Raw genomic sequence first — 12,422 nt, 5'->3', positions numbered from 1 at the left:
TCGCGACGTCAGGAACGATCAGCGGCAAGCGAAGTTTAGGCCGCGTCGACCAGAATAACCTCACTGTCCTCAATGGCGGTGATTGTCACGCTATCCTGCCCCGTGATGGCGACACCATCGCGGGCGAGGGCCTCTACGTCCTCGACCCGAAGTGCGCCCGTGGCAGGCACCAGATAGAGGTGCCGTGATGCATCAGCGATGTCATACGTTACGCTTTCGCCAGCTTTGATTGTCGCGCCGAGCACGCGTGCGTCCGTGCGAATGGAAAGCGCATCGCTGTCGTTCGTGATACCGCTGGCGAGCGGTACGAAAGCACCAGCGCGATCACTTTTGGGAAACGGACGTGCCCCCCAATTTGGTTCTCCACCGTGTTCGCTTGGTATGATCCAGATCTGGAAGATTTGGGTTTCTTCATCTTCCAGATTATATTCCGAATGTTGTACGCCGGTGCCGGCGCTCATGACTTGTACGTCACCAGCTTCAGTACGGCCTTCATTGCCCATGCTGTCGCGGTGCGTAATCGCGCCTTTGCGAACATAGGTGATGATTTCCATGTCGTTATGCGGGTGAGTCGGGAAGCCGGTTCCGGGCGCAATCGTGTCATCATTCCAGACGCGCAGGGAACCCCAGTTCACGCGAGATGGGTCGTGGTAGCTGGCGAAAGAAAAGTGGTGATGTGCATTAAGCCAGCCGTGATTTGCGCTGCCGAGGCTATCAAATGGACGAAGTTCGATCATTGCTTGTCTCCCATCGGGGTTGCTGTGTTGATGGTGAGGTAGGCGCAAAAAGATGTCCTGATAACTGAGATAAAACTTGTTAAAATGTTCAAATTATCAGAACATATATGGATGAGGCTCGGCGATCCCACTCTCGATCAACTGCGCATCTTTCTCGCCGTGGTGGAGGAGGGGAGCTTTGGCGCCGCCGCTCGCCGCATGGGCCGGGCGATCTCCGCGATTAGCTATGGCGTCGCGCAATTGGAGGCGCAGCTTGCGGTTACATTGTTCGATCGCGAGGGTTCACGCAAACCGGTACTGACCAAAGCTGGCGAAGGATTATTGGCCGAGGCGCAAAGTGTGGTTGACCGCGTCGACACATTGCTGGCGAAGACCCAGAGCTTGCATGCAGGCCTGGAAAGTCAGGTGTCCTTGGTCGTGGACGTTATGATGCCGGGCGATGTCACCGCTCAGGTCTTGCGCGCATTTCGCGCTATGTTTCCGACAGTTTCTTTGGAGCTTCGGATTGAGGGGCTGGGTGCAGTCGCGGCATGCCTGCTCGATGAAGGGGCGCAGCTGGCGATTGGCGGGCCGGTCATTGGCGATAACCCGGCTTTCGAGCGACAGGCAGTCGGCGAAATTGAACTCATTCCTGTTGCGGCACCGGATCACCCACTCGCGGTCGACGCTGTTCAACCTGGTGCAAGCCGCGAGCAATTGCAGCTGATTTTATCGGACCGCTCTGATCTCACACAAGGGCGTTCGTTCTCGGTGCTGAGCCCCCTGACCTGGCGGCTTGGCGATCTCGGCGCGAAGTATGCACTGCTGAAAGAGGGGATTGGCTGGGGCAATATGCCGCGCCATCAGGTCGCCGATGATCTGAAATCTGGCAAACTTGTCGAGCTTGATCTGCCGGAAAAACCAGGTGACTTTTATACGCTCAGCGCGTTGTGGCGACGAGATACCAATCCCGGCCCCGCCACAAGTTGGCTAATCGATGCAATTCGCGATCAGTTGGGTGAATGCGCGCGCTGAGGGCCAAAGGTGATCGGCTCATCGCCCGCTTTCCACGGCGCGTATTTGGTCATTACAGACTTGAACAAGTCGGAGCCAAGATGCCCTTCCAGCCAGCGCTGCAAATTGGGCAGGTCCAGCCCGTCGAACCATCCTCGGTCCGTATTCGCGAATTGTCGAATAAACGGAAATAGAGCAATATCTGCAAGGGTAGGGGCTCCGCCGCAAAGCTGGGCCTGATCGGTCAGTCGCACATTTAAATCACGCAACACGGCCAAGCCTTGCTCACGATGGTCAAGGCGGAAGGTCTCTTCATCGCCGCTCGTCTCATCAGGATAGCGCGTAGGGTATTTGTAGCGGTCGAGGCTGCGTTTAAATGGCCCGTCATTGCGCTCAATCAGCGCGGCGTCGTCACCTTTCAGCCAGCCGTCCGGATCATTTTGCGCCAACGCCCAGCGCATGACATCGATGCTCTCCTCCAGCACAGGACCATCAAACGATACCAGCACCGGCACAGTGCCTTTGGGTGACGCCTCGAACAAAGCAGCAGGTTTATCTGCTAGCTTTACCTCGCGCAGGATTGTCGTGATTCCCGCGCTCCACAACGCCATCCGCGCCCGCATCGCATAGGGGCAGCGGCGGAAGCTGTAGAGGATGGGAGGATACTGGGTCACCTGTCCTTTTCATCCAGTTCTGCACCGACATGAACCTCACCGCGCGCTTTGGCCAATTGCTGTTGTTTCTGCCGCTCGGCATAGCGAGCGCGCTGCGCATCATCGCGATCGTCAATGCAGTGCGGGCAGGAAACCCCGGGTGCGTAATCTTCGGACGCCATCTCCTCTTCAGTCAACGGCATACGGCAGGCAAAGCATTGTCCATAGCTGCCCAATTCCAGCCCGTGCTTCACCGAGACTCGCTGATCAAATACGAAGCACTCGCCTTCCCAAGTGCTTTTGTCTTCGGGCACGGTTTCGAGGTATTTGAGTATGCCGCCTTTCAGATGGAACACATCCTCAATGCCTTCCTTGCGTAGGAAGCTGGTCGACTTTTCGCAACGAATGCCGCCGGTGCAGAACATCGCGACTTTCTTCTTTCCTTCGAGCAATTCCTCGCGATGCTCGCGGAACCAGGCAGGGAAATCGCGAAAGCTTTTGGTTTTGGGATCAACTGCCCCTTCGAAGGTTCCGACCGCAACCTCATAATCATTGCGGGTGTCGATCACGACCGTATCAGGATCGCTGATGAGCGCGTTCCAGTCTTGCGGCTCGACATAGCGCCCGACGCTGTAGCGCGGGTCGATATCGGGTTCGCCCATGGTGACGATTTCGCGCTTGAGCCGCACTTTCATCCGATTGAACGGCATTTCATCGGCGTTGCTGAACTTGACCTCCAGATCAGCGCAGCCAGGTATCTGACGGATATATTCAAGCACCGCGATGATCGCGTTCTCGCCGCCCGCAATGGTGCCGTTAATGCCTTCCTTCGCGAGCAGCAGCGTGCCCTTTATTCCTGCCTCTTCGCAAGCGGCGAGCAGCGGATCTTTCAGCGCGGGCGGATCGTCAAAACGGACGAAATGATACAGCGCCGCGACGGTGATTGAGGGAGTAGTCACCCCAGCCTCATCACCCAGCCATGGGTGTCTTCGATGCTGCCGCGTTGGATACCGACCAGACGCTCGCGGATCTTGCTCGTAAGTTCGCCGGGTCCGCCATTGCCGATCACAAATTCGCCATCCTTGCTGTCAACCTTGCCGACGGGAGTGACGACCGCTGCGGTGCCGCATGCCATTACCTCGACCAGATCGCCGCTTGCCGCATCGGCGCGCCATTGGTCAATCGAATAAGGTTCTTCGCGCACATCGCGACCCTCTTCGCTGAGCAACTTCATCAGGCTTTCGCGGGTGATGCCGGGCAGGATTGTGCCGGTAAGTGGCGGGGTTACCACGCGGCCATCGCGCATGACAAAGAACAGATTCATGCCGCCCAGTTCCTCGACCCATTTCTTTTCTACCGCATCGAGGAACAGCACTTGGTCGTGGCCCCTCTCAAACGCTTCTCCGGTAGGAACGAGGCTCGCCGCATAGTTGCCGCCAGTTTTGGCCGCGCCAGTGCCGCCGGGGGCCGCGCGCGTGTATTCCGATTGCCAGATGCTGACCGCTGGAACGCCCGATTTGAAGTAATTGCCAGCGGGGCTGAGGATGACGATAAATTTGTACTGCTTGGCTGGGCGGACACCCAGAAAAGCCTCCGTCGCGACCATAAATGGCCGGATGTAAAGAGAGCCGCCTTCGACTGGCGGAAACCAGTCTTGGTCCGCATCGACCACCAGCTTGATCGCTTCGAGAAACAGTTCCTCCGGCAATTCCGGCATCGCCATGCGCCGGGCGCTCGCGTTGAAACGCCGTGCGTTCTCTTCCGGGCGGAACAGCGCCATCCCGCCATCTGCCTGTCGGTAGGCTTTCATCCCCTCGAAAATTTCCTGCGCATAATGCAGCACGCTCGCAGCGGGATCCAGCGCAATTGGTTCGCGCGGGCCGAGTGATGCAGCGTGCCAGCCACCTTTCGCCTCATCGTACTCAATCACGGCCATATGATCGGTGAAGACCTTGCCAAAGCCAGGGTCAGCGATCAGCTTTTCGCGAGTCTGCGTGTCGACCGGCGCGGGGTGAGGTATGCGAGTAAATTCCATGGTGGTGCAATTAGTGGGGAGCGCTGGTGAGGGCAAGAAGGAGATTTGTGTTTGGAAGGGTGGAGGGCGCGGGTGGCTAGGCAAGCTCATGACGGAGGTCATGAGTGTATCCTTCAAATAATGAGAAGGGCGGCCCTCACCAAAGTAAGGAACCGCCCTAAACATGGTCAGCGGCCAGAAGTGCCGCTCACAAAGCCTTTATCGGTAATAGAATGCTACCGATAATGCCTCGTGCGGAAACTTGCCGACCTCTCTACTGAACCATGAGACATCGGATCACCTCCTTTCGCGCTATTGAGCTAGAGCCGCGTTTCACCGGGGCTCAAGATCGCGTTCGCCGCTGATCTTGATTCGTAATGTGAGTCTATTGCGGCGCAAAAACAAGGCTTGAATTTTAGTTTTCCCGCGTCAGAATGCGAGATCTGGCTTGGTTGTTTTGCCGCAGCACCTCCGTGCTGCGATATCCTCGCGGCTTGCGGACAAGTCCGCACCGCTGCGGACGGCCTTTGGCCTTGCGGTGATACGCACCGATTCACTGCAAGTCCGGCGAGCGACCAGCGAGCCGCAAGGGCGACTGCCCGTCGGTACCGTTAGGCCGGGAAGCCAAGTGAGCGAACGCGAACGCCGGCGCTTGAGGCTAAACAAAAACCCCTTACCTACAGTCTTCGATCACACGCGTCACTTCCGCCCATGCAGGCAAATAGAGGTTTGGCACGCCATCGACCGCGATCCCAAATCGCCCGCGCGTCATCGCCATCGCATCGAGCAACGGGTCATTTGCGGATAGGGTCACACCGACCAAATCCCTTGTCCGGGGCATGTGCTGCACATTGACGCGGCGCTCAACCGTCTCTGTAGCAATAATCATAGATTGGGCTTCGCGATTGCCCCGGCGGCCGAGAGTTATCGCTTGTGAAGAAAGCTCGCACACAATCACGAAAGGCGCAGTTACCTCGGTGCCGCTCTCAGAGAAATGCGCGATCGTCACATCAGGATCGGCGCCATACGACCAGTCTCCTGCACTTTGCGGTTGATCGATCCAGTTTGCTGGTAGTGAGGCGCGTCGCACTGGCGCCGGAGTGGGCGTCGGTGCCTCAGTTACGGTTTGGACGGGTGTTGGAGTAGGCGCTGGGGTGTCAGATGGCGCAGGCGCAGGAATACATGCTGCCAAAGCGAAAGTTAGAGCAAGGCCACCAGCGAAGTATCCGTAGATTGATTTCATACTCGCTCCATTGCCCGCTGCTTCTGATTCGTCCAATGGCTTTTCCTGCAATGCCGAAAAAACGCCTTGATCAGATGCTTGTCGACCGTGGGCTGGTCGAAAGCCGCACGCGTGCCCAGGCGCTGGTGATGGCAGGACTGGTGTTTTCAGGCGAGAAAAAGCTTGAGAAATCCGGGCAGCAATTGGCGGAGGATACTCCGCTGGAGGTGCGTGGCCGCGATCACCCATGGGTCAGCCGGGGCGGGATAAAGCTGGCCCACGCAATCGAGCATTTTCGTCTCGATCCTGCTGGCGTCACCGCGATGGATATTGGCAGCTCGACCGGAGGCTTTACCGACGTGTTATTGCAGGGCGGGGCCGCCCATGTTGTCGCGGTCGATAGCGGCACCAACCAGCTTGCCTGGAAGCTGCGTCAGGATGAGCGTGTGACCGTGCTTGAGCAAACCAGCGCGCGTATTCTAACGCCCGATCACATCAAGCGGCCCTGCAATTGGGTGGTGTGCGATGCCAGCTTTATAGGCCTGGCGAAGGTGCTGGAACGCCCACTTGAACTGGCTGCGCAGCAATGCCAGCTGGTTGCTCTAATCAAACCGCAATTCGAGGTGGCGCGCGAGGAAGTCGGCAAGAAAGGCGTCGTCAGCGACCCAACTTTGCACAGCCGCGTCTGCAATGAAGTTCGCGTGTGGATTGAGAGCAAAGACTTCTCGGTCGACGGTATCGTCGAAAGCCCGATCACCGGGCCAGAGGGCAATGTGGAATTTCTTATCTCCGCGCAGCGATCATGACGGCGAACATAGCGCTACCAATGTTGACGGTGGCCGTTCTCGCTCGCTAACCGCCACACAACAACACTTCAGGGGAACTCAATGTCCGCCAATGTCGCCGGAATGGCCAATCTAAAAGAACTAGAGAACCGCCGCGAAGCCGCACATATGGGCGGCGGGCAGAAGCGGATTGATGCGCAACATGCCAAGGGCAAGCTGACCGCGCGCGAACGGCTGGATGTGCTGCTTGATGAGGACAGCTTTGAAGAGCTGGACACCTATGTCGAGCATGACTGCACCGATTTCGGCATGGAAAAGCAGAAGATTCCCGGCGATGGTGTGGTTACAGGCAGCGGCACGATCAATGGCCGGCTGGTCTATGTTTTCTCCCAAGATTTCACCGTGTTCGGTGGCTCTCTTTCCAAACGTCATGCAGAGAAAATCTGCAAGGTGATGGAAACCGCGATGAAGGTCGGTGCGCCGGTTATCGGCCTCAATGACAGCGGCGGTGCGCGCATTCAGGAAGGGGTCGCGAGCCTTGGCGGCTATGCTGACGTGTTCCAGCGTAATGTGCTGGCGAGCGGCGTTGTGCCGCAGATCAGCGTCATTATGGGCCCATGTGCGGGCGGTGCAGTGTACTCGCCTGCGATGACTGACTTCATCTTTATGGTGAAAGACAGCAGCTATATGTTCGTCACCGGCCCGGACGTGGTGAAAACGGTGACCAACGAAGTTGTGACGCAGGAAGAGCTGGGCGGGGCGGTCACGCACACTACCAAGACCAGCGTTGCGGACAATGCGTTTGAGAATGACATCGAAACGCTGTTGGCGGTGCGCAATTTCTACGACTTCCTGCCACTGTCCAATCGTGAGGACGTGCCCGAGCGACCCACGGACGATCCGTGGGATCGACAGGAGGACAGCCTCGACACGCTAATCCCCGACAATGCCAATCAACCCTATGATATGCATGAGGTCATCCGTAAAACGCTGGACGAGGGCGAATTTTTCGAGATCCAGCCAGCCCATGCGGGCAATATCATTTGCGGTTTTGGCCGGGTTGAGGGACGCACGGTGGGCGTCGTCGCGAACCAGCCAATGGTGCTTGCGGGCGTGCTCGACATTAACTCGTCAAAGAAAGCCGCGCGCTTTGTGCGCTTCTGTGATGCGTTTGAAATCCCGATCCTGACTTTTGTCGATGTGCCCGGCTTCCTGCCCGGCACCGACCAAGAGCATAATGGTATCATCAAGCACGGTGCGAAGCTGTTGTTTGCCTATGCCGAGGCGACGGTGCCGAAGATCACGGTGATCACGCGCAAGGCCTATGGCGGGGCCTATGACGTGATGGCGAGTAAGCACCTGCGCGGCGATTTGAATTACGCATGGCCGACCGCCGAGATCGCGGTGATGGGCGCGAAGGGCGCGGTGGAGATTATCTTCCGTCAGGACCGCGATGATCCTGACAAAATCGCGGAGAAAACGGCGGAATATGAGGATCGCTTCGCCAACCCGTTCGTAGCGGCGCAGCGCGGCTATATTGACGAGGTGATTTACCCGCATTCAACCCGCAAACGGATCGCTCTGGGCCTTCGCAAACTGCGTAATAAGCAGCTTGAGAACCCATGGAAAAAGCACGATAATATTCCGTTGTGAGTCATCATGAGCGATGACATCAGGGTCTATTTGTGCCTCGGCTTTGCTTTAGTTTTTGGCCTAAAATGGCTCATAGGCTACCTAACTGGCAACAATACTTACGATATATCTGGCTTAGAAGACGAACACTTAGCTCCCAGCCATTTCAAACGAGCTCAACGTTGGAATCTGATGCTGGCCGGAGGTTTGATGATAGCGGCAATCTGGCTCTTATTGGATGGGGAATTATGAAACTCGGCAGACTTAACCGTCATTGCGAGCGACCGCAGGTCGCGCGGCAATCCAGAATGCGGCGGGACTGGATTGCTTCGTCGTTTCACTCCTCGCAATGACGAGAGAGATCGACCCATACGTCTACATCATGGCGAACAAGCGCAATGGCACTTTGTATATCGGTGTGACCTCGGATTTACCGCAGCGGGCCTGGCAGCATCGGGAAGGCGTGGCTGACAGTTTCACCAAACGCTATGGCTGCAAAATGCTGGTCTGGTTTGAACAGCATGGTGACATTGAGAGCGCTATCCTGCGAGAGAAGCAGATCAAGGCGGGAAGTCGCCACAAGAAACTTGTTTTGATCGAGGAATTGAACCCCGATTGGCGCGACTTGTATGAGGGTGTGGTTCATGGATGACGCAGGCTGGATTGCTTGGTGGCCCTCCGGGCCGTCTTCGACTCCGCTACGCGCCTTGCAATGACAAGAATGGAAGAACAATGAAACTCGGCAGACTTAATCACATTGGCGTTGTTGTGCCCGATATGGAAGCGGCGGTGGCGTTTTGGCGCGATGTTATGGGCGCGACGAGCTTTCACGATGCGGATGTTCCGCAGGATGGCCTCAAGATCATCTTTGTTGATACGCCCACGGACTCCGGCATGGATGGCACGCAGATGGAGTTGATCCAGCCTCTGAATGACGACACTGCCGTCAGCGCGTTTCTCGCCAAAAACCCCTCTGGCGGTCAGCATCATGTCTGTTTCGAAGTGCCTGACATCGAAGCCGCCCGCACGGAGTTTGAGGCACAAGGCAAACGCGTGCTCGGCCCGACCCGCATCGGTGCGCATGGCACGCCGATCTTCTTCGTCCACCCGAAAGATATGGGCGGGATACTGACGGAGATTTTGGAAACGCCGACAGAGGGGCACTAGCTCCTACCCGTCATCCCCGCGAAGGCGGGGATCCAGAGCGGAGCCACACCCGTCGCGAGCTGGGCTCCCGCCTTCGCGGGAATGACGATTTTGAACAATGCACATACCGATTAGACGCCGCGCGCCCTAGCGGACTTGCCACAGCAATCCATTCGCGCCAGTGTCCGTTGCAAACTGAAACTCTGAAAGACATCCCCGGGAGAGAGACGCGTGTCTTACGAAACCATCGTCGTTGAGAATAACGGCCCGCTCAAAACCATCACGCTGAACCGACCAGAGCGCCTGAATGCCATGCCGCCGCAAATGGCGGATGAGATTGGTCAGGCATTCTATGATCTGGGCACCGGAGAAAACAGGGCACGCGCGGTGCTCATCACAGGCGAGGGCAAGGGTTTCTGCTCTGGTGCGGACTTGTCGGCCCGCGGTGAAGGCAGTGCACTGGGATCAAAAGGCGGTAGCCATCAGGCGCTGCAAAACCACTATAACCCCGCGATCAGCCAGGTTTTGCGCGCGCCGGTTCCCGTCATCTGCGCGGTCAATGGTCCGGCGGCGGGCGTTGGTTGCTCGCTGGCGCTGGCGGCGGATTTTACCATCGCGGCGAAGAAAGCCTATTTTCTGCAGGCCTTCGTCAATATCGGGCTTGTGCCCGATGGCGGATCGACTTGGATGCTGGCCCGCGCAATTGGCCGTGCACGCGCAACCCGCATGATGATGCTGGGCGAGAAAATCGGTGCGGAGCAGGCTGAGGAATGGGGTCTGATTTACAAGGCGGTTGATGGCGCAGCGCTGATGGATGAAGCGCACGCTTTGGCTGAAAAACTCGCCAATGGTCCAACGCTCGCGCTCAAGACCATGAAGGAGAACATCAATCTGGCGATGGATGGCACCGTGCAACAGGTGTTTATCGCCGAGGCGGAGGGGCAAAAACTCGCCGGGGCGAGCGCCGACGCGATGGAAGGGGGGATGGCCTTCCTGCAAAAGCGCAAGGCTCAATTCAAAGGGAATTAGTCTGGACAAATTTTTCCGAGGCTACTTTTCCCGCACGGCAAGTGTGTTAAGAGCCGCGGCATGACGCAAAAACCGACTGTTTCCGACTGGGAAGCCTTGGCTGATAAGGAATCGCGCGACCGCGACTTGTCGCGCGATATGCCTGAAGGCTTCACTATCAAGCCGCTCTATACCGGCGAAGATACCGCCGATCTTGATCCCGGCCTGCCGGGTTTTGCCCCGTTTACGCGCGGGGTAAAGGCGAGCATGTATGCGGGCCGTCCCTGGACGATCCGCCAATATGCGGGCTTCTCAACGGCTGAGGAATCCAACGCGTTCTACCGCCGCAATCTGGCGGCTGGTCAAAAGGGGCTGTCGGTCGCTTTCGATCTCGCGACACATCGGGGCTATGACAGCGATCACCCCCGCGTGGTGGGCGATGTTGGCAAGGCTGGTGTTGCGATTGATACGGTTGCCGACATGGAAATCCTGTTCGATCAGATCCCGCTCGACACCATGTCGGTCAGCATGACGATGAATGGCGCGGTGATCCCGGTCATGGCGTTTTACATCGTTGCGGGCGAGCGTCAGGGCGTGTCGACAGAGCAGCTTTCCGGGACCATTCAAAACGATATTCTCAAAGAGTTCATGGTCCGCAATACCTATATCTATCCGCCCGAGCCAAGCATGCGGATCGTCTCAGACATTATCACATATACATCCGCCAACATGCCGAAGTTCAACAGTATTTCGATTTCGGGCTATCACATGCATGAGGCGGGGGCGACAGCGGTGCAGGAGCTTGCCTTCACCATCGCCGATGGCAAGGAATATGCCGAGCGGGCCATGGCAACGGGGCTGGATATCGATGCATTTGCGGGGCGGCTCTCGTTCTTCTTCGGCATTGGCATGAACTTCTTCATGGAGATCGCCAAACTGCGTGCGGCGCGGACATTGTGGTGGCGCGTGATGGACGGGCTGGGGGCGAAATCTGAACGTTCCAAAATGCTGCGCACCCATTGCCAGACGTCAGGCGTGTCTCTCCAAGAACAAGACCCGTATAACAATGTTATCCGCACCACGGTGGAGGCGATGGCGGCGACATTGGGCGGCACGCAATCACTGCATACCAACGCGCTGGATGAAGCAATTGCCCTGCCGACGGATTTCAGCGCGCGAATTGCCCGCAACACACAGCTAGTCCTGCAAGAAGAGAGCGGCATAACCGACGTCGTCGATCCGTTGGGGGGTAGCTATTACATAGAGGCGCTGACCGCGAAACTGGTCGAGGAATCGGAAAAGATCATCGCCGAGGTTGAGCAAGCGGGCGGAATGACCGCCTATGTCGCAACCGGCGCGCCCAAGGCGGCGATAGAGCGCGCGGCGGCGGAAAAGCAGACCGGCATCGACAAGGGCGATACGGTCATCGTCGGCGTGAACAAATATCGCCTCGCTGAAGAAGAGCAGATCGACACGCTCGAGGTTGACAATCACAAGGTTCGCACCGGTCAGATTGAGCGCCTTAAGCAAGTTCGCGCAGGCCGTGACGAGGCAGCGTGTCAAGCGGCTTTGAAGGCTCTGACCGAAGGCTCCTCAGGCGGCGGCAATGTGCTGGAGCTGGCCGTCGAGGCCGCGCGGCACGATGCGACGCTGGGCGAGATTTCCGCGGCGATGGAGGAGGTGTTTGGTCGTCATGACGCGACGCCAAAACCCGTCACCGGCGTCTACAAGACTGCCTATGAGTTTGATCGACGCTGGGCGCAGGTCACCGATGGTGTACAGGCGGTCGAACGCAGGCTTGGTCGAAAGCCTAAGATCATGGTCGCCAAGATGGGGCAGGATGGCCATGATCGCGGCGCGAATGTGATCGCGAGCGCCTTTGCCGATATGGGCTTTGAGGTCGTCTCCGGCCCGCTATTCCAGACCCCGCAAGAGGCGATGGAGCTGGCACTGGAAAACGGTGTTGATGCGATTGGTGCGAGTTCGCTTGCGGCGGGTCACAAGACGCTGATCCCTGAACTCATCAGCCTGCTGAAAGACGCCGGGCGCAGCGATATCAAAGTTGTTGCGGGCGGCGTTATCCCGCCACAGGACTATGACTTCCTGCGCGATGCCGGAGTACAAGGCATTTACGGCCCAGGCTCAAATGTTGTCGAATGCGGTGCAGACATGCTGCGGCTCTTGGGACACAATATGCCGCCATTGGATGAGCTAGATGAGGCAGCGGAGTAG

Annotated in this window: 13 protein-coding genes; 8 read left to right on the top strand and 5 right to left on the bottom strand. The window is 57.6% G+C overall.

Annotated features, from left to right (window positions below):
* Positions 1 to 35: 35 nt before the first annotated feature.
* Positions 36 to 737 carry a pirin family protein gene (locus ACZ1GM_RS10135; protein ID WP_472676352.1) on the bottom strand — a complete coding sequence of 234 codons (702 nt, stop codon included), beginning with the start codon at positions 735 to 737 and terminating at the stop codon, positions 36 to 38.
* Between the two features lie 111 nt (positions 738 to 848).
* On the opposite strand from ACZ1GM_RS10135, the gene ACZ1GM_RS10130 reads away from it, so the two are divergent.
* Entirely contained in the window at positions 849 to 1,751 is a 903-nt protein-coding gene (locus tag ACZ1GM_RS10130; protein ID WP_472676351.1) for a LysR family transcriptional regulator, read from the top strand.
* On the opposite strand, the gene ACZ1GM_RS10125 is transcribed toward ACZ1GM_RS10130, so the two are convergent.
* The 4 genes from ACZ1GM_RS10125 to ACZ1GM_RS10110 form a co-directional block, all read right to left on the bottom strand.
* On the bottom strand, positions 1,727 to 2,404 hold the full coding sequence (locus ACZ1GM_RS10125; RefSeq protein ID WP_472676350.1) for a glutathione S-transferase: 678 nt from the start codon (positions 2,402 to 2,404) through the stop codon (positions 1,727 to 1,729). The genes ACZ1GM_RS10130 and ACZ1GM_RS10125 overlap by 25 nt on opposite strands.
* Positions 2,401 to 3,342 carry an oxygen-dependent tRNA uridine(34) hydroxylase TrhO gene (gene trhO / locus ACZ1GM_RS10120; RefSeq protein ID WP_472676349.1) on the bottom strand — a complete coding sequence of 314 codons (942 nt, stop codon included), beginning with the start codon at positions 3,340 to 3,342 and terminating at the stop codon, positions 2,401 to 2,403. Before trhO ends, ACZ1GM_RS10125 begins: the two co-directional genes overlap by 4 nt.
* Positions 3,339 to 4,418, bottom strand: coding sequence for a branched-chain amino acid aminotransferase (locus ACZ1GM_RS10115; protein ID WP_472676348.1), 1,080 nt, complete (start codon positions 4,416 to 4,418; stop codon positions 3,339 to 3,341). Before ACZ1GM_RS10115 ends, trhO begins: the two co-directional genes overlap by 4 nt.
* 652 nt (positions 4,419 to 5,070) lie before the next feature.
* The gene (locus ACZ1GM_RS10110) at positions 5,071 to 5,676 is read right to left on the bottom strand and encodes a hypothetical protein (RefSeq protein WP_472676347.1); all 606 of its coding nucleotides are present in this window, start codon (positions 5,674 to 5,676) and stop codon (positions 5,071 to 5,073) included.
* Here ACZ1GM_RS10110 and ACZ1GM_RS10105 point away from each other — a divergent pair.
* From ACZ1GM_RS10105 to scpA, 7 genes are all read left to right on the top strand, one after another.
* Positions 5,676 to 6,425 (top strand): TlyA family RNA methyltransferase, encoded by a 750-nt coding sequence (locus ACZ1GM_RS10105; RefSeq protein ID WP_472676346.1) that lies wholly within the window; start codon positions 5,676 to 5,678, stop codon positions 6,423 to 6,425. The genes ACZ1GM_RS10110 and ACZ1GM_RS10105 overlap by 1 nt on opposite strands.
* A gap of 102 nt (positions 6,426 to 6,527) precedes the next feature.
* A complete protein-coding gene (locus ACZ1GM_RS10100; protein WP_472678543.1) occupies positions 6,528 to 8,057 on the top strand; it encodes an acyl-CoA carboxylase subunit beta in 1,530 nt (509 codons plus the stop codon).
* Between the two features lie 6 nt (positions 8,058 to 8,063).
* Positions 8,064 to 8,288 (top strand): hypothetical protein, encoded by a 225-nt coding sequence (locus ACZ1GM_RS10095; protein WP_472676345.1) that lies wholly within the window; start codon positions 8,064 to 8,066, stop codon positions 8,286 to 8,288.
* Positions 8,289 to 8,385: 97 nt separating this feature from the next.
* Entirely contained in the window at positions 8,386 to 8,688 is a 303-nt protein-coding gene (locus tag ACZ1GM_RS10090; protein ID WP_472678542.1) for a GIY-YIG nuclease family protein, read from the top strand.
* Between the two features lie 80 nt (positions 8,689 to 8,768).
* The gene (gene mce / locus ACZ1GM_RS10085; RefSeq protein ID WP_472676344.1) at positions 8,769 to 9,203 is read left to right on the top strand and encodes a methylmalonyl-CoA epimerase; all 435 of its coding nucleotides are present in this window, start codon (positions 8,769 to 8,771) and stop codon (positions 9,201 to 9,203) included.
* 210 nt (positions 9,204 to 9,413) lie between these two features.
* Complete coding sequence (locus ACZ1GM_RS10080) at positions 9,414 to 10,211, top strand: enoyl-CoA hydratase-related protein (RefSeq protein ID WP_472676343.1); 798 nt, start codon at positions 9,414 to 9,416, stop codon at positions 10,209 to 10,211.
* 60 nt (positions 10,212 to 10,271) lie between these two features.
* The gene (gene scpA / locus ACZ1GM_RS10075; RefSeq protein WP_472676342.1) at positions 10,272 to 12,422 is read left to right on the top strand and encodes a methylmalonyl-CoA mutase; all 2,151 of its coding nucleotides are present in this window, start codon (positions 10,272 to 10,274) and stop codon (positions 12,420 to 12,422) included.

Source organism: Qipengyuania sp. JB2-7 (assembly GCF_055693485.1).
This window is presented reverse-complemented; position numbering and strand designations above follow the sequence as displayed.